The organism is Tenacibaculum sp. 47A_GOM-205m, from assembly GCF_000518405.1.
Lineage (GTDB): Bacteria > Bacteroidota > Bacteroidia > Flavobacteriales > Flavobacteriaceae > Polaribacter > Polaribacter lutimaris.
In genome coordinates, this window is record NZ_JADN01000003.1 from 67724 (window position 1) to 88089 (window position 20366).

18 protein-coding genes, 1 pseudogene and 1 riboswitch are annotated in these 20366 nt (G+C 32.2%); of the genes and pseudogenes, 11 read left to right on the plus strand and 8 right to left on the minus strand.

The genetic code is table 11. The annotated features are described in order from the left end of the window. Positions 1-46 precede the first annotated feature (46 nt). Positions 47-730: a cell division ATP-binding protein FtsE gene (locus N534_RS0100370; protein WP_028890583.1), complete on the plus strand. Its 684-nt coding sequence runs from the start codon at positions 47-49 to the stop codon at positions 728-730. A gap of 206 nt (positions 731-936) precedes the next feature. Here N534_RS0100370 and mdh read toward each other — a convergent pair whose 3' ends face one another. The 6 genes from mdh to N534_RS0100400 form a co-directional block, all read right to left on the minus strand. Continuing rightward, positions 937-1863 (minus strand): malate dehydrogenase, encoded by a 927-nt coding sequence (mdh, locus tag N534_RS0100375; RefSeq protein WP_028890584.1) that lies wholly within the window; start codon positions 1861-1863, stop codon positions 937-939. Positions 1864-2008: 145 nt separating this feature from the next. Then, the gene (locus N534_RS0100380; protein WP_028890585.1) at positions 2009-3031 is read right to left on the minus strand and encodes a DUF6588 family protein; all 1023 of its coding nucleotides are present in this window, start codon (positions 3029-3031) and stop codon (positions 2009-2011) included. 91 nt (positions 3032-3122) lie between these two features. Then, positions 3123-5060 (minus strand): DNA topoisomerase (ATP-hydrolyzing) subunit B, encoded by a 1938-nt coding sequence (gyrB, locus tag N534_RS0100385; RefSeq protein ID WP_028890586.1) that lies wholly within the window; start codon positions 5058-5060, stop codon positions 3123-3125. 310 nt (positions 5061-5370) lie between these two features. Next, positions 5371-6480, minus strand: coding sequence for an AraC family transcriptional regulator (locus N534_RS0100390; protein WP_028890587.1), 1110 nt, complete (start codon positions 6478-6480; stop codon positions 5371-5373). A 149-nt stretch (positions 6481-6629) separates the two neighbouring features. Continuing rightward, entirely contained in the window at positions 6630-7154 is a 525-nt protein-coding gene (locus N534_RS0100395) for a hypothetical protein (RefSeq protein WP_028890588.1), read from the minus strand. Positions 7155-7345: 191 nt separating this feature from the next. Continuing rightward, positions 7346-8116, minus strand: coding sequence for an LA_2272 family surface repeat-containing protein (locus N534_RS0100400; protein ID WP_028890589.1), 771 nt, complete (start codon positions 8114-8116; stop codon positions 7346-7348). A 114-nt stretch (positions 8117-8230) separates the two neighbouring features. Between N534_RS0100400 and N534_RS0100405 the strand changes: the two genes are divergently transcribed. Then, positions 8231-9193, plus strand: a complete 963-nt coding sequence (locus tag N534_RS0100405; RefSeq protein WP_028890590.1) for a hypothetical protein — start codon at positions 8231-8233, stop codon at positions 9191-9193. A 57-nt stretch (positions 9194-9250) separates the two neighbouring features. On the opposite strand, the gene asnB is transcribed toward N534_RS0100405, so the two are convergent. Further along, complete coding sequence (gene asnB / locus N534_RS0100410; protein WP_028890591.1) at positions 9251-10912, minus strand: asparagine synthase B; 1662 nt, start codon at positions 10910-10912, stop codon at positions 9251-9253. 250 nt (positions 10913-11162) lie between these two features. Further along, positions 11163-11360, plus strand: a riboswitch (cobalamin riboswitch). Positions 11361-11465: 105 nt separating this feature from the next. Between asnB and N534_RS0100415 the strand changes: the two genes are divergently transcribed. The 9 genes and pseudogenes from N534_RS0100415 (at position 11466) to trpA (ending at position 19648) form a co-directional block, all read left to right on the plus strand. Next, complete coding sequence (locus tag N534_RS0100415; protein WP_156025510.1) at positions 11466-12533, plus strand: hypothetical protein; 1068 nt, start codon at positions 11466-11468, stop codon at positions 12531-12533. Positions 12534-12748: 215 nt separating this feature from the next. After that, a complete protein-coding gene (locus tag N534_RS0100420) occupies positions 12749-14140 on the plus strand; it encodes an anthranilate synthase component I family protein (protein WP_028890593.1) in 1392 nt (463 codons plus the stop codon). 56 nt (positions 14141-14196) lie between these two features. Continuing rightward, positions 14197-14775, plus strand: a complete 579-nt coding sequence (locus tag N534_RS0100425; RefSeq protein WP_028890594.1) for an aminodeoxychorismate/anthranilate synthase component II — start codon at positions 14197-14199, stop codon at positions 14773-14775. A gap of 70 nt (positions 14776-14845) precedes the next feature. Continuing rightward, on the plus strand, positions 14846-15835 hold the full coding sequence (gene trpD, locus N534_RS0100430; protein ID WP_028890595.1) for an anthranilate phosphoribosyltransferase: 990 nt from the start codon (positions 14846-14848) through the stop codon (positions 15833-15835). Between the two features lie 26 nt (positions 15836-15861). Beyond that, positions 15862-16216 (plus strand): annotated as a pseudogene (locus N534_RS14175) (four helix bundle protein). A 22-nt stretch (positions 16217-16238) separates the two neighbouring features. Next, the gene (gene trpC / locus N534_RS0100440; RefSeq protein WP_028890596.1) at positions 16239-17027 is read left to right on the plus strand and encodes an indole-3-glycerol phosphate synthase TrpC; all 789 of its coding nucleotides are present in this window, start codon (positions 16239-16241) and stop codon (positions 17025-17027) included. A gap of 22 nt (positions 17028-17049) precedes the next feature. Then, positions 17050-17670: a phosphoribosylanthranilate isomerase gene (locus tag N534_RS0100445; RefSeq protein WP_028890597.1), complete on the plus strand. Its 621-nt coding sequence runs from the start codon at positions 17050-17052 to the stop codon at positions 17668-17670. A gap of 4 nt (positions 17671-17674) precedes the next feature. After that, complete coding sequence (trpB, locus tag N534_RS0100450) at positions 17675-18850, plus strand: tryptophan synthase subunit beta (RefSeq protein WP_028890598.1); 1176 nt, start codon at positions 17675-17677, stop codon at positions 18848-18850. A gap of 33 nt (positions 18851-18883) precedes the next feature. After that, positions 18884-19648, plus strand: coding sequence for a tryptophan synthase subunit alpha (gene trpA, locus N534_RS0100455; RefSeq protein ID WP_028890599.1), 765 nt, complete (start codon positions 18884-18886; stop codon positions 19646-19648). Here the strand turns inward: trpA and N534_RS14920 are convergent. After that, the gene (locus tag N534_RS14920; protein ID WP_051435801.1) at positions 19638-20270 is read right to left on the minus strand and encodes a TonB-dependent receptor plug domain-containing protein; all 633 of its coding nucleotides are present in this window, start codon (positions 20268-20270) and stop codon (positions 19638-19640) included. The two genes, trpA and N534_RS14920, sit on opposite strands and share 11 nt — an antisense overlap. Positions 20271-20366 lie beyond the last annotated feature (96 nt).

The window sequence follows — 20366 nt, forward strand, 5'->3', positions numbered from 1 at the left end:
TAGAATTACGTTATAAAATTTTAGATTTGTAAAAAACATATACTCCATGGAAAATCCTGTTTTACACCTTGAAAATGCTGATATTTATCAACAAGACAATTTAGTGTTGTCAAAAGTGAATTTTACGTTGAATAAAGGTGACTTTTATTACTTAATCGGAAAAACAGGAAGTGGTAAAAGTAGTTTGCTTAAAACCTTGTATGGCGATTTACGTTTGCAACGTGGTTTGGGTAGTATTGTTGATTTTGACTTAAAGAAGTTGAAGGAAAAAGATATTCCTTTTTTACGAAGAAAACTAGGAATCGTTTTTCAAGATTTTAAATTGTTAAATGATAGAAGTGTTTTTGAAAATTTAGAGTTTGTATTAAAAGCTACGGGTTGGAAAGATAAAACTGAGATGAAAAACAAAATTCATGAGGTTTTAGATAAAGTAGGAATGAAGGAAAAATACTACAAGCAAACCTTTGAGCTTTCAGGAGGAGAGCAACAACGTGTAGCAATTGCAAGAGCATTATTAAATGACCCGGAATTAATTCTTGCCGATGAACCTACTGGGAACTTAGACCCGAAAACATCACTTGAAGTGATGGAATTGTTGAACGAGATTCACCAGAGTGGAAAAACGATTCTTATGGCAACTCACGATTATCAATTAATTGTAAAGTTTAAACAAAAAGTAATTAAGTGTGAAGGCGGGGAGTTGTTTGAAGTAGTTCAACAAGCGGTATAGTATAAAAAAACAAACCCACTTCAAGAGGATGAAGTGGGAAAATTGCTATGAAAAACTATGAAAAGAAACACTACTAATGTTTCTCTACTATAAAGACGTTTAGATTCTAAAAATCTTACATTTGCGTAATAATTTTAACATTTTTTTATAAAAAATCCTGAACAAAAAATTGCTCAGGACTTTTAAAATTATGTACTCTTAACTTCTTAGAAAGTTAACGCAGCGTTGTTGTTTTTAACTGCTTCAGCTGAAGAAGTTAAAGCTTCTTTTTCTTCAGTACTTAAGTTAATTTCAACGATTTTTTCAATTCCGTTTTTACCTAATACTGCTGGTACACCAATACATAAACCAGATAAACCGTATTCACCTTCTAATAAAGCTGAACAAGGGAAAATCTTTTTTGTATCACAAGCAATAGCTTGTACCATTCCAGATACAGCAGCACCAGGAGCATACCAAGCAGAAGTACCTAATAAACCTGTTAAGGTGGCACCACCCACTTTTGTATCTTGTTTTACTTGCTCTAATCTTTCTTCTGATAAGAATTCAGAAACAGGAACAGAGTTGCGAGTAGCTAAACGAGTTAAAGGAACCATTCCTTTATCAGAGTGACCACCAATAACCATTCCGTCAACATCAGAAATAGGAGCTTCTAAAGCTTCAGCTAAACGATACTTGAAACGAGCAGAGTCTAAAGCACCACCCATACCAATAATTCTGTTTTTAGGTAATCCAGTTGCTTTGTGAACTAAATAGGTCATAGTATCCATTGGGTTAGATACTACGATGATGATAGTGTTAGGAGATTGCTCTACTAAGCTAGCAGCTACAGTTTTAACAATGCCAGCGTTGATGCCTAATAACTCATCACGAGACATTCCTGGTTTACGTGCAATACCAGAAGTAATTACACAAATATCAGATCCAGCAGTTTTGCCATAATCACCTGTAGTTCCTGTAATTTTAGTGTCAAAACCATTTAAAGAAGCAGTTTGCATTAAATCCATAGCTTTACCTTCAGCAAAACCTTCTTTAATATCTACTAAAACAACTTCAGAAGCGAAATTTTTAATAGCAATGTACTCAGCACAACTTGCACCTACAGCACCTGCTCCTACAACTGTTACTTTCATTTTATATATGTTTTTTGTAATTAATATGTTTATAAGTGCGTATTACGCACAAGATGCACAAAAATAGGTATTTGGCTATGGATATAAAAGAAAAACCCGATGATATTTCAGCGGGTTTTTATGTAGTATTTTTTTAAGAAATGTTTTATCTAAAACTAAAAGCAATACCAGCATTAACAGAATTGTATTCTTGTAAAGTATAACTTCCGAAAAGTTTAAAGAAACCTAAGCTTAAACGAGCACCTAATGTAGTGTTAAAGCTACCAGAGCTAGTGCTTAGCGATAATGGGTTTGTTCCTAGGTCTACTCTTTCATTACCTAATGGAGTAGAGTAATTAGCAAAAAAGCTATCTCCTCTCATATCTAGGCTTGTATTACCTCCATTGTAACCCACACCTCCGTAAATGTTAATTACAGGAAAATTTAAAGAAGCGATAGCTTGAACTGTATAAGAGTTTAATCTAAATTCAGTAATAGCATTTCTAGCTTCAATATCTCCATCAACATTACCAATAGTATAATCTACATTCATATTTGTATAGGCAGCTAGTAAAGAAATATGTAGAGGAGTTTTATCCATTGGTCCAAACCAATCAGTAATTTCTTTTTTTACACCAATACCAAATAAACCACCTTTTACATCATCTGAACCTACTTTAGGAGAATATCTAAGCATTGCTTCAAATTTAAAAGGAAGACCAAGACCAACTTGAACAGAAGGAGCAGGAACAGCGTTTGCAGGTAAATCTTCTTTAATACCTTCTGGCATGGTAAAGTTGGCTTGTGCCTGTTGTCCGTTTATAGTAGTGGTATATGTTAACTCAGCTGGAGTTGTAGAATTGCTACCAGCAACTGTAGCTGTAGTATTTTGGTTATAGGTTGTATTATTAGATAAACCTAGTTTAGTTAAATTAAACATTTCATCTTCAGAAGGGATGAAAGAGGCATTAGCTCCGATAGAAATGTCAAAACCAAACTTTTTATGAACTTTAGCAGTGTGATACCAACCATTGTTCATACTGTAAATGAATCCTTTCATGGCAGGATCTAAATAAGCGTTGGTTAGTTTGTTAGCGTCATCTTTGGCTAATAAAATAGTTTCTAATTCTTGAGCTTTAGCACTAAAACTTATAATTAAAGTAAATAGAGGTAATAGTATTTTTTTCATAATGTGGGGTTATGTTTTCAGTTGATAAAAGTATAAAATAAAAAAAAAGCTCAATAATATTATTGAGCTTTTTTAAAGTTAAGAAATCGGTTTAAGCATCAATATTTGCATATTTAGCATTTTTTTCAATGAATTCTCTACGAGGCGGAACTTCGTCTCCCATTAGCATAGAAAATACTCTATCAGCTTCTGTTAGGTTGTCAATAGTTACTTGACGTAATGTTCTAAATTCAGGGTTCATTGTAGTGTCCCATAATTGTTCAGCATTCATCTCTCCAAGACCCTTATAACGCTGTATAGAAACCCCACCACCCATTTTTTGAGCAATTAAATCACGTTGGTTATCGTCCCATGCATATTCACGTTTTTGTCCTTTTTTAACTAAATATAAAGGAGGGGTGGCAATATAGATATATCCCTGTTCAACCATTTCACGCATATAACGGAAGAAGAATGTTAATATTAAGGTAGCAATGTGAGAACCATCTACATCGGCATCACACATAATAACTACTTTATGGTAACGTAATTTTGATAAGTTTAACTCACGAGGATCTTCTTCAGTACCGATAGAAACACCAAGTGCTGTAAACATGTTTTTGATTTCTTCGTTTTCAAAAACTTTGTGTTGCATTGCTTTTTCTACATTTAAGATTTTACCTCTTAATGGGAGAATAGCTTGGAAATTACGGTCACGACCTTGTTTTGCAGTACCACCTGCCGAATCTCCCTCTACTAGGAAGATTTCACATTCTGCAGGATCAGTTTCTGAACAGTCAGATAATTTACCAGGTAAACCACCAATGCTCATTACTGTTTTACGTTGCACCATTTCACGAGCTTTACGAGCTGCGTGACGTGCTTGTGCTGCTAAGATTACTTTTTGAACAATGGTTTTAGCATCATTCGGGTTTTCTTCTAAGTAATCTGTAAGCATTTCTGAAACTGCTTGTGATACGGCAGCACTAACCTCACGGTTACCTAATTTAGTTTTAGTTTGTCCTTCGAACTGAGGTTCAGCAACTTTTACCGATACAATAGCTGTTAATCCTTCGCGGAAATCATCTCCTGAAATTTCAAACTTTACATTTTTAAGTAAACCAGAATCATCTGCATACTTTTTTAAGGTATGAGTTAACCCACGACGGAAACCTGATAAGTGTGTACCTCCTTCGTGTGTGTTAATGTTGTTTACGTATGAGTGTAAGTTTTCAGCATATGAATCGTTGTATACCATTGCAACTTCTACAGGAATTCCATTTTTCTCTCCTTCCATAGAAATTACATCTTGAATTATCTGTGTTCTTGTTCCGTCTAAAAACTTTACAAATTCTGATAATCCTTCTTCAGAATGGAATACTTCAACAATATCATTCCCTTCATCATCTTTATTACGTTTATCTGTTAACGTAATGGTGATACCTTTGTTTAAGTACGCTAATTCACGCATACGAGTCGCTAGGGTATCATAATTAAATACTGTAGTTTGTTGAAAGATAGATTTGTCTGGTAAAAAGGTAACGATAGTTCCTGTAAAATCAGTTTCTCCAATGGTTTTTACAGGGTATAAAGTTTTACCTCGTTCGTATTCTTGTTGCCAAATTTTTCCTTCTTTGTGTACAGTAGCAGTTAAGTGATCAGAAAGTGCGTTAACACAAGAAACCCCAACACCGTGTAATCCACCAGACACTTTATAAGAATCTTTATCAAATTTACCTCCAGCACCAATTTTGGTCATTACAACTTCAAGAGCAGAAACTCCTTCTTTTTTATGAATCCCTACAGGAATACCACGACCATTATCTTTTGTGGTAATTGAGTTGTCTTCATTGATGGTAACCTCAATGGTATCACAATGACCAGCTAAAGCTTCATCAATAGAGTTATCTACTACCTCATATACCAAGTGGTGTAAGCCACGTACCCCAACATCACCAATATACATCGACGGACGCATACGTACATGTTCCATTCCTTCCAGTGCTTGGATACTATCGGCAGAATAATTATGTTTTTTTTCTTCGCTCATTATCAAGTGAATTAAATTAAAATCTTTTCATGAAAAAATCGCCCGAAAGCGACTCTTGTAGTCTTACAAATTTACGATTTTTTGATTTTAAAATAAAGTTTTTAAGTGGTTTTAAATAGAAATTATCAACATTTGTTAAAAAGACAAAAGTGCTTTAAAACGTCTAAAAACAAGGTTAAATAAAGAGAGTTGCTTTTTGTCTTTAGCCGCTGAGGTTGATGAATGTAAAAAAGCCTTAGAAGTTGTTTTTTTTAAAGGGAAAAGGAGTTGATTTGATAAAAAATATAGAGAATAACGACTTTTAGGAGGGTTAGATATAATACGGGATGTTAAGCTCTTCTTGCTGTTTCTGTAAGGTTGTGGGAGAAATTCCAAATTTCTTTTTAAAACAATTAGAAAAATAAGAAGAACTATTGAAGCCTACCTCAATAGAGGTTTGACTTATGTCAGAAGTTCCTACTGTTATTGATTTTATAGATTTTAGGAGTCTGAATTCTTTAACTATTTGATTGATGGATTTTCCTGTTGCTGCTTTACAATTTCTATATAGTTTGGTTTTACACATCATCATAAGAGAAGCAATATCAGGAATGTTAAAATTAGGGTTTTGATAATTTTTTGAAATTGTGTCTAATAAAGAAAGTAAGAACTTTTCAGTTTCAGAGTTTAGCCTGAAGGATATATTGTCATTTTTAAAATATGTATATTCTGAGTATGCACTAGAGTTTACTATTTGTGATGAAATAATGAGTTGCTTTTTAGTTTTTATAAAATAAAGTACCTCAATAAGTTTGCTGATAGTTGAATGTGAAAAACTGGTTTCTTGATTATAATCGTAAGGGTGTAAAATAATTTTAACAGGAAAGCAATCAATTTTTTTATTTAGTCTTTTTTGAATCGAAACAGAGCAATCAAAAGCTTTTTTAAAAGAAGGGAAACAAGCTATAAAAGCCTCTTCTTTAGTTTCGATTTGACTTCCACCATATGAGTGAATTAGATTTTGAATAATTGTTTTTTTATATAATAATGTTTCATGAACTTTATGCTTTTTTAATTTACATAATAGTAATTTTTTATTGAATGCTTTTGCTAAAAATAAAACAGAATGCTCGTGAAAATTATAATTAAATTCTGACTGTATAACATTAAGTTGTTGCTCGCTTTTTAAAAGAGCATAAGCTAAATGACTGTTTACAGATGAAATTTTATAAGGAAGTAGATTAATAGATTTGTAATATAGCTTTTTGATGTCATTTTTGTCAGTTGCTTTTATCAGATAAAAAACACTGTTCTTTTTGTAGTCAACCCAACAATTGATGCACTTTTTAAAAAGTGTTAGTTGAAGTTTGGAATAAAAAGCAATAGCTAAATCTACTGCTGTTTTGTTAGTTGTTATATGTTGAATCAAATAAACCGACATATGTAAAGTTAATAAATAGATGGGTTCAGAATAGTTAAGTAGATGTTAAACAGGGAAAAAACGGGGTGTTTTAGGGAAATTAAAAAAGCATTTTACAGTACTGTAAAATGCTTTTTTAATTTTGAGATAAGTTTTAGTTAGCATTCAGTTTAGTGAATATTCCCTTCATAATCAAGTTTTAGGTTTTTCTTATCTCCATCTTTTCTTATCTGAACTTTAAATACTTGTTTAGATTTGCTATTGTCTCTATAGGTAACAAGGTATACGTCTTTGTATATAATCCATCCAGGATATTTATTATTAATAGCTGTTCTAACTGTTTTTGGAAGTAAAACGTTTTTGTAACGTTCAATAGAACTCATAATTTTACCTTTAGAGTCATAAGTAGCAGTAATTAAACCAGATGTTTCATCATTTTTTGATTTAAAGATAACTTCATAAGCTTCAAATTCTTTGTCAAAAATTGGGTCTTCAGTAATATCATACCTAGCAGCTTCATTTTGTAGGTTTACAGTAAATTCAGGAGTGTCTTCACGTTGAACTTCCTTAAGGTAGCTTAAATTTAAAGGTTTGATGGTAACAGGTTCTAAAATAATGTTTTTTTGCACATCATTTTGGGAGTGTGCTAGGTTGGTTAGACCTAGAAGAAATAAACCAAATACTAATTTTTTCATGGTACTAAGTTTTATGGTTAAATAATAAAAGGGGAGAGTGAGTGATAGTTAATTTAAGGGAGTAACAAAATTAAGGACTTAACTTAGACGCGGGTATCAAAATTGTTCTTTTTAATATTAAAAATGATTCATAAAACATTAATAGATCAGATTTAACAGGATTTTAAGGTTGTTTTAGTTTTAATCTCAAATTAAAAGTTCCAGTTTATGATAGGGAGCGAGCTCTTTTCATTTTTATTCCATAAACCAATTTGAATACCTTTTAATGATTTTGTGTTGTTAATTAATCCAATTTGAACACCTTGAAGGTCTTCTGTGTAGTTCAAAACTCCTATTTGGGCTCCATTAGTTAAGTTTTGTTTTTTGTTGTTGTTATTTTGGATTCCAATTTGGATTCCATTGGTGAATTCTGAAACGTTAAATCCTCCAATTTGAGCTCCGTTTAAAGTTTGTGTATGATTTCCAATGAAGCCTCCGCTGAGACCATTTATAACGTAGCTGTCATTTCCTAAAATACTTAATGCCATTCCGTTTTGTTTTTCAATTATATTTCCTATTCCTGCAATTGCTATCCCGTTCATTTTTATGAAATACTGACCAATGAAAGCACCTGAAATACCATTAACTTGAGTTTCTGCTGTTGATCCAGATGATAGATTTATTCCATATACAATTTCTGAAGGTTCTGAATCAAGTTTATTTTCAAATTCTGTTAAACTGGTTGATAAAGGAGATTTAGGTATAAGTGGCAGAAGTATACCAAGACCGGGAATCTCTAATCGTACCCCGAATGTTCTGGTTAGTGTAGAGTCTGTAAAAATTGATTTTGGAAAAGTGCCGATTGATACACCAGTAATATCTGTGTTTTTAGAATGAGTTGTCCAAATAGGGGCTCTAAATTTTCTGCTTTGCGCTTGTGTAGTTAAGCAACAAACTAGCAATAGTAAGCAAATATTTTTCATAATTTATTGATTTTGTTTACGGTAAAATTATTGTGATTAATCAAGTTTTAATTGTTTGATTAGCGGTTTCATAAAAATATTTTTGTGATTATCACAAAATGATTACTTTTAAAAATGTTTCAGAAGGTTTTATTAGAGCGAATAAAAAAAGAGTTAAGAGGCAAATCACTTAACGATACATTGGCTGTTGTTTTACAGATTAGTTATGATGCTGCGCACAGAAGGACGAGTTTAAAAAGCAAGATTTCTTTAGATGAGGCAGTTTTGTTAGCTAAACATTTTAACTTTTCATTAGATACATTATATGGAGAAGTAGTGAAAAATTATGTGTCAGTAGAAAAAACACTTCAAATAAAAGATGAAGATAGTTTGCGAGAATATTTTGATACCTCTTATAATTTATTAGTTGAAACAGCAAAAGATAAAAGTTTTAAAATTTACTATTCAGCAAAAGACATCCCGTTGTTTTATTTAATTGATGACTCGATATTAAGCAGGTTTAAAATATATGTTTGGATGAAGTTGCTGTGTGTAGAATTTAGAAATGTTTGTTTTGATAGTTTCTACCCTAAACTATCTACTATACAATCAGGAAAGCGGCTTGGAGATTTTTACAGCTTTTTGAATGTGTCTGAAATTTGGGATACAACAACTATCAATAGTACGCTAAAGCAGATTTACTTTTATTATGAAGCAGGGCAAATCTCTGCGATTGAAGCAATGAGTCTTTGTAGAGAGTTAAAGGTGTTGTTGAATAGTATTTCTGAAAAGGTTTTAGAAAATAAAGGATTTGAACTTTACTATAATGAACTTTTATTGATGAATAACAATGTACTGGTGTTTAACCAAGAGCAACAGCTTCTATTTGTCCCAAATTCTATGCTTTCATATTTTAAAACAGCAGATAGCGAAACATGTTTAGAAGCTAAAAACTACATGGAGAATCAAATTAAGCATTCGAAACTTTTAAATACTTCTGGAGAAAAAGAGCAAAATAAGTTCTATAATAAAATGATGCAGAAAATTAATGCTCTGATCAGTTTAATAAAAGCAGATAGTATTTTAGATTTTGAATAAAAAAACCTCACCAATTGGCGAGGTTTTACACAACTAAAATCTGAACTAAGATTTTTCTTAGTAAGCATCTTCGTGTACAGCTTTGATGGCTCTACCAGAAGGTTCGTTTTGGTTTTGAAAACTTTTATCCCAAGCTAATGCAGTTGGTGTACTACACGCAATTGAAGGCACAGAAGGCACAGTTAATGCAGCAGCTTCACTAGGAAAATGTTCTTCAAAAATGGTACGATAGTAATATTCTTCTTTTGCTCTTGGTGTTTGAGTAGGGAAACGGTGTGCAGCATTTTCCATCATTTCATCAGTAACCGCAGCCTCAACAACTTCTTTTAAAGTGTCAATCCAGTTGTACCCAACTCCGTCAGAGAATTGTTCTTTTTGTCTCCAAGCAACTTCTTTCGGTAAATAACTTTCAAAAGCCTTACGTAATACCCATTTTTCCATACGTTCACCGTTAATCATTTTATCTTCAGGGTTAATACGCATAGCCACATCCATAAATTCTTTATCTAAGAATGGAACACGTCCCTCAATTCCCCAAGCCATTAAACTTTTGTTAGCACGTAAACAATCATATTGATATAGTTTATCTAATTTACGTACTGTTTCTTTGTGAAATTCTTCAGCATCTGGAGCTTTGTGGAAGTATAAATATCCTCCAAAAAGTTCGTCAGCACCTTCACCTGATAAGACCATTTTTATACCCATTGATTTAATAACACGTGCCATTAAATACATAGGAGTAGAAGCACGAACTGTTGTAATATCGTAGGTTTCTAGGTTGTAAATTACATCTTTTATAGCATCCAATCCTTCTTGAATGGTAAAGGTAATTTCATGGTGAATAGTACCTAAATGTTCTGAAACTTTTTTTGCTGCAGCTAAATCAGGAGATCCATCTAACCCAACAGAAAACGAATGTAGTTGTGGATACCACGCGGCATCTTTGTCGTCAGATTCTACACGCTTCGCCGCATATTTTTTAGCAATTGCAGAGGTAATAGAAGAATCTAATCCTCCAGATAATAAAACTCCGTAAGGTACATCACTCATTAATTGACGATGAACAGCAGCTTCTAAAGCATCACGTACTTCATCAATAGAAGTTTGGTTATCTCTAACAGCTTCATATTCCATCCAGTCACGAGAATACCATCTTTGTAATCCATCTTCACGAGTGTAATAGTGCCCAGGAGGAAATACTTCAATCTTGTTGCAAACTCCTTCTAAAGCTTTTAATTCAGAAGCAACATAAAAGGTTCCATGTTTATCCCACCCCATGTATAAAGGGATAATTCCCATATGATCACGAGCTATTAAATATTCATCAGTCATTGAGTCATATACAGCGAAGCCGAAGATTCCGTTTAGGTCATCTAAAAACTCCACACCTTTTTCTTTGTATAAAGCTAAGATAACCTCACAGTCAGATTGTGTTAAAAACTCGTGTTGTTCTTTAAGTTGTTTTCTAATTTCTTTGTGGTTGTATATCTCTCCATTGGCAGCTAACACAAATCTACGATCATAACTAAATAATGGTTGTTGACCAGAAGCTGGATCAACGATTGCTAATCGCTCATGCGCCATTATTACTTTTTCATCGCTGTAAATTCCACTCCAATCCGGACCTCTATGACGAACTTTCTTAGCCATTTCTAAAATTTGAGGTCTTAGTTTCTCAGATTTCTCTTTCAAATCGAAAGCACATACAATTCCACACATAATTTTTGTTTTTAATTAATTATTGCAATGCAAATAAACTAATGATGTTGTTTTTTGTAAATCGTATATTGTTTATTGGTTTAAAATTTAAACTATAAATTTAAAAAATGTAATTATTTGTAATTGTTTCTTGGGATAAAAGCTGTTATTACTTAGTTTTTTTAGCAATAGATTGATGTGTATAAAGTTAGATTGTAGAAAAATAATAACATAGATTATTATTGTTAAAGTTTATGATTCTTTACTAAGACTAAAATATATTTGCCGCGGTTTTTCTTTTAAGAAAAGAAAATTAAAAGGGAATTAGGTGAAAGTCCTAAACTGTACCCGCAACTGTAAGCTACGTCTATTATAAATAGATACTTATTATTTCTTACACCACTGTTTTTTACGGGAAGGTAGTAATAAGATGTTAGTCAGGAGACCTGCCAAAATTTTATTTGTTGTTATTCTTTCGGGATTAAAAGGATTAACAATAATACACGCAAGTATTTAAAATGTATAATACTTGAAAGTGTTTTTTATTTTCTGAAATTTTAAATTAATTATAAAGATGATACGTATTTACGGTATTGCATTGTTATGTCTGTTTATGACATTTTTTTCTTGTTCAAGTGATTCAATAAAACATGAACCAACTCCAATTTATGATAACTCTTTTATAGTAGGATATGAAGGTGATAAAACAGTAATAGGGCATTTAGATGAAGACCAGGTTTTTACATCTAGTGTTTTTGAGTCGTTAAATAAAAACACAATATCTTTTTCAGAATATGAAAATAAATTGTTTGCTGTGTCACAATCAGGTCCTGATTATGTTACAAAGTTTAATTTACAGAATTTAGCTGTAGAAAAAGTAGTAACAACTTCTGCGGTAACTGATCCTTCATATTTAACAATGTTTTCTGAAACTGAAGGATTGATGATTTCAACTGCAGGGAGTGGAAGAAGTAAAACATACAGCTTGTCATTTTTTAATATTAATGAAGGAGTAAAAGATAGAATAGAAGGAATCTCTGATAAAGTACTGTTTTCGAAGTCAGGTCTTTTAGTAGATGGAGAAAATGTATTGATTGCTGATGATAAAGAGTTGAAAGTGTTAAATACGAAAGATAAGTCTTTAACAACTGCAGTAATATTTGAAGATGTTATTTCAGGAATCCTAAAAGATAAAAACAACAAAATTTGGGTTGGAATCGAAAAAAGAGTAGGAGAAAAAGCACAATTTGTAAGTCTATCGAATGATTATTCTGTGGCAGAAACAATCACTCTAGATGTGGTTAATTTATACAAAACAAGTATGCTTACAATGGATTTTTCTAGTAATACTATTTATTGGGTGGAGGTAAACACAGGTTCAATTCATCGTTTTAATATGAAGAGTAAAGAAGCTGCAGAATTTGTAAACCCGATGACAGATGGAGTAATGCTTACCACCATAGTAAGAGAGCATCCCACAACAGGAAAAATATATGTTTTAGGGGCAGAAGACTTTTTTGATACAGATAAAAGTATTTTAGTAATTTATAATGAAGATGCTTCTGTTTTTAAAACTGTAAAAGGAGTAGGAAACTCGCCAATAGATATATTTTTTTCTAAAGAAGATTTTTCAATTAACTAATTTGCTTTTTGTTGCGAGTAAATTTTTTAATCTAAAAAAATTTGTCAATTCAAAATCACTTTATACATTTGTACCATAATGATGAATCAACAATTAAATAACTGGTGGTGGAAAACTCATAACTTACGTTAGTGAGACCATCTTGTTATATCTATAATACAACGAAAAGGCTTATCTCATGATAAGCCTTTTTTGTTTTTATACATCAAACTAAAATGAAAAAAATAAAATTTAAAACGATAGCAAAAAAACAATTGGCAGATATGGTTACGCCAGTAAGTTTGTACTTGAAAATTAGAGATAAGTATGCGAATAGTTTACTGTTAGAAAGTTCAGACTATCATAGTAAAGAAAATAGCTATTCATTTTTATGTATAGAACCTTTAGTAACTATCAAAGCTGAAAATGATGAGTTGTTATTGTCTTATCAAAAAGAAGAATTGAAAAAAGAACCGATTCAAAGAGATTTTTACCAAAAGTTTGATACATATAGTAATTTAATAGATGTTGATTGTTCAGAAGAAATCAAATCATTCAATGGGTTGTATGGTTATACCACATTTGATGCTGTTCAGTATTTTGAAACCATACAAATTAATTCTAAAAAAGCACCATCTAACATTCCGTTATTACAATACAGTTTTTTTCGATTTATAGTAGCAATCAATCATTTTAAAAACGAAATGATTTTGATAGAAAATATTCCTGAAGGAGAAGAGTCTCGATTATCAGAAATTGAAAACTTGGTAAATTCTCAGTCGTTTGCTAAATACAATTTCACTTTTCAAGGAGAAGAAACTTCAAATATTACAGATGAAGAATTTAAGCAGAGTGTAACCAAAGCAAAAGAACACTGTAAAAGAGGGGATGTCTTTCAATTAGTACTATCGCGCCAATTTCAGCAACAGTTTAAAGGAGATGAATTTAATGTGTACAGAGCATTACGTTCTATAAATCCTTCACCTTATTTATTCTATTTTGATTACGGAAGTTTTAAGTTGATGGGGTCTTCACCTGAAGCGCAAATTAAAATAAACGAAGGTCAGGCGATTATTAACCCAATTGCGGGAACTTTTAGAAGAACAGGTGATGATGAAAAAGATAGAGATTTGGCTAAAGAATTGGCGAACGATCCAAAGGAAAATGCAGAACATGTAATGTTAGTTGATTTAGCGCGAAACGATTTAAGTAAACATGCTACTAATGTAACAGTTGAAACCTATAAAGAAGTACAGTATTTTAGTCATGTAATTCATTTAGTTTCTACAGTAACAGGAAAAATTACAGGAAATCCGATAGAAATTGTAGGAGATACTTTTCCTGCAGGGACTTTGAGTGGAGCACCAAAATATAAAGCAATGGAATTAATTGATAGGTATGAAAATCAAACCCGCGGATTTTATGGTGGATGTGTTGGTTTTATAGGGTTAAATGGAAACGTAAACCAAGCTATAGCAATTCGTTCTTTTGTAAGTAAAAATAATACGTTGTATTACCAAGCAGGAGCGGGAATCGTTATCAACTCAAAAGAAGAAAACGAATTACAAGAAGTAAATAACAAATTGGCAGCATTAAAAAAAGCATTAGTGTTAGCAGAAGAAATATAAATTAGTTTTTAGCTGTTAGATTTTTGCTAATAGCCAAGAGCCAAAAACTAAAACATATGAACATATTAATATTAGATAATTACGACTCGTTTACCTATAATTTGGTGCATTATGTAGAAGATATTACTGGAAAGTTGCCTGATGTGTATCGTAACGATGAAATTTCTTTGGAAGAGATTAAAACTTATGATGCTATTATTTTATCTCCGGGACCAGGAATTCCAGATGAAGCGGGTATCTTAAAAGAAACCATAAAAACATATGCAGGTAAAATCCCAATTTTTGGAGTGTGTTTAGGGCTGCAAGCAATTACTGAAGTTTTTGGAGGTGAGTTAGAAAACTTAAGCGAAGTTTTTCATGGGGTAGCTACTGAAATGAAAGTGACTAAAAAAGACACTACAACCTTTATAGGTATTCCAGAAACATTTGAAGCAGCACGCTATCATTCTTGGATTGCCTCTCATAACAATTTCCCAGAGGAATTAGAAATAACAGCAATTGATGAAGATGGAAGTGTCATGGCGTTACGTCATAAAGAATTTGCAATTGAAGCAGTACAGTTTCATCCAGAAAGTATTTTAACTCCAGAAGGGAAAAAAATGATTCAGAATTTTATAGAAAGTGTAAATAAATAATGTCATTTCGAGCGAAGCAAGAAATTTGTTATAAGAGAACTGCTTCATTCTAAGAAAAATAAAAAGAGAAATGAAAAAAATACTAAACACCCTATTTGAACAAAAACGATTAACGAAAGAACAATCGAAAGAAGTGTTGATGAACATTGCACAAGAAAAATACAATGCTTCGCAAATAGCTGCATTTATTACGGTGTTTTTAATGCGTCCAGTTTCAGTTGATGAATTGTCAGGGTTTAGAGAAGCTTTGTTGGAATTAGCAATAAAAGTAGATTTGTCAGATTTTAACACCATTGATTTATGTGGAACAGGAGGTGATGGAAAAAATACGTTTAACATTTCAACATTAACCTCATTTATCGTAGCAGGGACAGGACATAAAGTTGCAAAACACGGTAACTATGGAGTGTCTTCAGCATCAGGATCATCCAATATGTTAGAGTTTTTAGGGTATAACTTTACAAACAATGAAACCACTTTAAAGCGTCAGTTAGAGGAAGCGAATATTTGTTTTTTACACGCGCCGTTATTTCACCCAGCGATGAAAGTAGTGGCTCCCATCCGAAGAGAATTAGGAGTAAAAACATTTTTCAATATGTTAGGGCCATTAGTGAACCCGAGTCGACCACAAAACCAGTTGGTAGGCGTATTCAATTTAGAAGTAGCCAGAGTATACAATTATATGTTACAGCAATCGAATGTGAATTATGGGGTGGTACACGCACTAGACGGGTATGATGAAATTTCACTCACAGGAGATTTTAAATTATTTACAAAAGAAGCAGAGCAACAAGTTTCCCCGTCTGATTTAGGACAACAACAAATTGCACCATCTGCCATTTTTGGAGGAAATACAGTGAAAGAAGCTGCCGAAATATTTGTGAATATTATAAATGGAAAAGGAACAGAAGCACAAAACAATGTGGTATTAACCAATGCTGCTTTTGCTTTAAAAACCTTTGATGAAGAGAAGAGTTTTGAAACTGCTTTTGAAGAAGCAAAAGACTCTTTATTAGGGTTAAGAGCAAAAGAATGTTTACATTCTTTAATTACGAATTAGTAATTACGAATTATAAATTGTTAATTATGAAAAAGGATAATATTATTCAGGAAAAGAGCTATGATTTTGCTGTTAAAATAGTAAAGTTATATAAGCGTTTATCACAAGAGAAAAAGGAGTTTGTTTTAAGTAAACAATTATTACGCTCAGGTACATCAATTGGAGCGAATATAGAAGAAGCAATTGGTGGACAAAGTAGAAAAGATTTTTATGCTAAATTAACCATAGCGTATAAAGAAGCAAGAGAAACACATTATTGGATTCGTTTGTTAAAAGATACTAGTTTTCTTTTCGGAAGAAGAAGCACAACCATTTTTAAATGATATTGAAGAAATACTTAAGATTATTGGAAGTATCCAGAAGACAATTCGTAATTCATAATTAAAAATTCATAATTAATTACATGACAATACTAGATAAAATAATAGCCTTTAAAAAACAAGAAGTAGCAAAAATAAAAGCTGAGGTTGCTGTTAAAAAACTGGTGGAGAGTCCAAATTTTAAAAGACAACCAATCTCGTTAAAAAAATCATTGTTAGAGCCATATTCAACAGGAATTATAGCCGAGTTTAAACGTCAATCACCTTCCAAGGGAATTATCAATGACAAGTCAACAGTTGCAGAAGTAACCCACGGATATTTAGATGCTAATGTAGCAGCACAATCTATTTTAACCGATACTTCTTTCTTTGGAGGAACGATGGCAGATTTGATGGAAGCGAGAGTTATCAACCAACAAAAACCAATTTTGAGAAAAGACTTTATTGTTGACGGATTTCAAATCGTGGAAGCAAAAGCTATTGGAGCCGATGTTGTTTTGTTAATAGCTACTTGTTTAACCCCAGAACAGTTGAAAAATTACGGACAGTTGGCTACAGACTTAGGTTTAGAGGTATTGTACGAAGTACATACACAAGAAGATTTAGATAAAATAGGAGATTTAGACAATAAAATTATAGGAATTAATAATAGAAACTTAAAAACATTTGAAGTTGATTTAGAACACTCTATCAACTTAGCAAATCAAATCCCTGATACTGTTGTGAAGGTTTCTGAAAGCGGAATTTCTGATCCAAGAATTATTACGGGGTTAAAAGAACATGGTTTTCATGGTTTTTTAATAGGAGAAAATTTTATGAAAACAGATAACCCTGGACAATCATGTCAAGAATTTATCGATCAAATTAGATAATATGAAACTAAAAGTTTGCGGGATGAAGTTCGTAGAAAATATTCAGCAAGTAGCTGAATTACAACCTGATTATTTAGGCTTTATTTTCTATGAAAAATCTCCAAGAAATTTTGAAGGTATCATTCCGAAACTACCCAAAGGAATCAAAAAAGTAGGCGTTTTTGTAAATGAATATGTAGAAATAGTAGTTTCATTAGTTGAAGAATATCAGTTAGAAGCAGTTCAGTTACATGGAGATGAATCTGTAGCGTATATTAAAGAGTTAAAACAACATCTACCAAAAGTAGAAATCATAAAAGTATTTGGAATTAAAGGAGCATTCAATTTTGAGCTTTTAAAACCGTACGAAGAAGTAGTTGATTACTTTTTGTTTGATACTAAAGGAAAAGAGCGCGGAGGAAACGGGATAACATTTAATTGGCAAGTTTTAAAAGATTATAATTCAACAAAAGGGTACTTTTTAAGCGGTGGAATAGGTTTGGAAGAAGTAGATGAATTAACCACGTTTTTTAAAACGTCAGCATCTAAGTATTGCTATGCTATTGATGTGAACAGCAAGTTTGAAACAAAGCCAGGAATAAAATCAGTAAAAAAAATAGAACAGTTTAAGGCTTATTGCCAAAAGCTAACAGCTAAAAGCTAATCATATGAAATTTCAACCAGATAATAACGGGTATTACGGACAATTTGGAGGAGCATTTATTCCAGAATTGTTATACCCAAATGTAAAAGAGTTAGAAGACAATTATATACAAATTATAGAGTCTGAAACTTTTCAGCAAGAATATAAAGACTTATTAAAACACTATGTTGGTCGTCCGAGTCCGTTGTATTTAGCAAAACGATTATCAGAGAAATACGGAGCGACTATTTATTTAAAGCGAGAAGATTTAAATCATACAGGAGCGCATAAAGTAAATAACACCATTGGTCAGATTTTAATAGCAAAACATTTAGGGAAGACTAAAATTTTAGCAGAAACAGGGGCAGGCCAACATGGAGTGGCTACGGCAACAGTATGTGCTTTAATGGGCTTAGAGTGTGTTGTTTTTATGGGAGAAACCGATATTAAACGTCAAGCACCCAATGTAGCACGTATGAAAATGCTAGGAGCAACAGTAGTCGCAGCAACGAGTGGAAGTAAAACCTTAAAAGACGCCACCAATGAAGCGATTCGTTATTGGATTCAACACCCAGATACGTATTATTTGATAGGTTCTGTAGTGGGGCCACATCCATATCCGGATATGGTAGCACGTTTACAAGCAGTAATTTCAGAAGAAATGAAAATCCAATTAAAGGAGCAAACAGGGAAAGAGAATCCAGATACCATTATAGCATGTGTAGGAGGAGGAAGTAATGCTGCAGGTGCTTTTTATCATTATTTAGAGAATGAAGAAGTGGAATTAATTGCAGTTGAAGCAGCAGGATTAGGAGTGAATTCTGGAGAAAGTGCTGCGACATCACAATTAGGAGAAGTAGGAGTTATTCATGGAAGTAAAACCATTTTAATGCAAGATGAGTACGGACAAATTGTAGAACCGTATTCGATTTCAGCAGGATTGGATTATCCAGGAGTTGGTCCTTTGCATGCTTATTTATATGAAACAAAACGTGCAACGTTTATGAATGCTACTGATAAGGAAGCTTTAGATGCAGCCTACGAGCTAACAAAAATAGAAGGAATTATTCCTGCGTTAGAAAGTGCGCATGCCTTGGCAGTATTACCAAAAATGAATTTACAAAAAGATCAAGTTGTGGTGGTAAATTTATCAGGAAGAGGAGATAAAGATTTAGAAACGTATATAAAACATTTAAGCTAATAGCCTCTGGCTAATGGCTAAAAGCTATTAGAAATGAACTCAATTCAACATATATTCAATCAAAAAGAAAACGATTTACTATCAATTTTCTTTACAGCAGGTTTTCCAAAATTAGACGATACCACAAAAATTATTGAAGAGTTAGGTAAAAGTGGTGTAGATTTTATTGAGGTAGGTTTGCCATATTCCGATCCGTTAGCTGATGGACCAACTATTCAGTATAGTAGTGATGTCGCCTTGAAAAACGGCATGAACCTCGATGTGGTTTTTCAACAATTAACCTCGATTAGAGATTCAAATAAAACGCCTTTGGTATTAATGGGCTATTTGAACCAAATTATTAAATATGGAGAAGATAAATTCTGTAAAAAAGTAAAAGATTGCGGGATTGATACTGTTATTATCCCAGATTTACCTATGGTTGAGTTTGAAAATCATTATCAACAATTGTTTGATAGATACGGAATAACTAATGTGTTTTTAATTACGCCACATACTTCCGAAGAACGCATTCGTAAGATTGATAGTTTAACCAAAGCTTTTATTTATGTAGTTGCTTCAGCATCTATCACAGGAGCTAAAGGAGAAGTTTCCGAAGAACAAATAGTTTACTTTAACAGGATTAAAACAATGAATCTAAATAGTAAGCTTATTGTTGGTTTCGGTATTTCAGACAATAAAACGTTTACAATTGCTTGTAACTATATGAATGGAGCTATAATAGGATCAGCTTTTATAAAGAGTTTATTAAAGAGGGGAGGGATAAAAACTTTTATAAGTTCAGTTGTTAATAAGTAGTAACTTCGATTACACCATTAGCACCTCTTAGACCATAAATAGCAGCATCAGGTCCTTTTAAAACAGTTATTTTCTTTATGTCAGCAGGGTTTATGTTTGCAAAAGAGGTTAAACTTACAGCTGCTTTATTTACTACGAATAAAGGTTCAATGGATCCATTTACAGAGTTAATACCTCTAATAATTATAGTATTGCCGGAAGTAACTCTCACACCAGGAACCTGACCTCTTATATATTCGTATATGTTTTTGTACTGAAAAGATGATAAAGATTGTTCAGCTATAACATTTGAAGGTTTTTGTTCTGTAACGATGATGTTTTTCCCTGAATTTTTTAATATAATTCTATTGTATTTTTTTTTATTGTAATCAATAGTGCTTATACCATGTATAGGTGAAAAAGCAGTTATTTTTTTTGGTTTAATTTTTGTTTTTATTGTGAAAATCCCTTTTGAATTAGTTCTTTTTTTTTGCTTGATATCATCAAATAGTATGATAGCATCTGGTATGGGGTTGTTGTCTTCTCCCTTCACTATTATATAAATTTCATTTTGTTCTTGAGAAAAAGATTGGTCACAAATAATTAAAGTGAATACTAAAAGAATATATTTTATTATTTTCATAGGATGTCATTTTGGTACTAAAGTATAAAAAATAATGTTACAATTGTTAAGGAATTGCTAAATTTTATGTGTTTATAGTCTTAAACAAGTAATTTG

Coding starts and splice junctions, on each gene's coding strand:
- N534_RS0100370 (WP_028890583.1), top strand. CDS start 47: ATGGAAAATCCTGTTTTACACCTTGAAAATGCTGATATTTATCAACAA.
- mdh (WP_028890584.1), bottom strand. CDS start 1,863: ATGAAAGTAACAGTTGTAGGAGCAGGTGCTGTAGGTGCAAGTTGTGCT.
- N534_RS0100380 (WP_028890585.1), bottom strand. CDS start 3,031: ATGAAAAAAATACTATTACCTCTATTTACTTTAATTATAAGTTTTAGT.
- gyrB (WP_028890586.1), bottom strand. CDS start 5,060: ATGAGCGAAGAAAAAAAACATAATTATTCTGCCGATAGTATCCAAGCA.
- N534_RS0100390 (WP_028890587.1), bottom strand. CDS start 6,480: ATGTCGGTTTATTTGATTCAACATATAACAACTAACAAAACAGCAGTA.
- N534_RS0100395 (WP_028890588.1), bottom strand. CDS start 7,154: ATGAAAAAATTAGTATTTGGTTTATTTCTTCTAGGTCTAACCAACCTA.
- N534_RS0100400 (WP_028890589.1), bottom strand. CDS start 8,116: ATGAAAAATATTTGCTTACTATTGCTAGTTTGTTGCTTAACTACACAA.
- N534_RS0100405 (WP_028890590.1), top strand. CDS start 8,231: ATGTTTCAGAAGGTTTTATTAGAGCGAATAAAAAAAGAGTTAAGAGGC.
- asnB (WP_028890591.1), bottom strand. CDS start 10,912: ATGTGTGGAATTGTATGTGCTTTCGATTTGAAAGAGAAATCTGAGAAA.
- N534_RS0100415 (WP_156025510.1), top strand. CDS start 11,466: ATGATACGTATTTACGGTATTGCATTGTTATGTCTGTTTATGACATTT.
- N534_RS0100420 (WP_028890593.1), top strand. CDS start 12,749: ATGAAAAAAATAAAATTTAAAACGATAGCAAAAAAACAATTGGCAGAT.
- N534_RS0100425 (WP_028890594.1), top strand. CDS start 14,197: ATGAACATATTAATATTAGATAATTACGACTCGTTTACCTATAATTTG.
- trpD (WP_028890595.1), top strand. CDS start 14,846: ATGAAAAAAATACTAAACACCCTATTTGAACAAAAACGATTAACGAAA.
- trpC (WP_028890596.1), top strand. CDS start 16,239: ATGACAATACTAGATAAAATAATAGCCTTTAAAAAACAAGAAGTAGCA.
- N534_RS0100445 (WP_028890597.1), top strand. CDS start 17,050: ATGAAGTTCGTAGAAAATATTCAGCAAGTAGCTGAATTACAACCTGAT.
- trpB (WP_028890598.1), top strand. CDS start 17,675: ATGAAATTTCAACCAGATAATAACGGGTATTACGGACAATTTGGAGGA.
- trpA (WP_028890599.1), top strand. CDS start 18,884: ATGAACTCAATTCAACATATATTCAATCAAAAAGAAAACGATTTACTA.
- N534_RS14920 (WP_051435801.1), bottom strand. CDS start 20,270: ATGAAAATAATAAAATATATTCTTTTAGTATTCACTTTAATTATTTGT.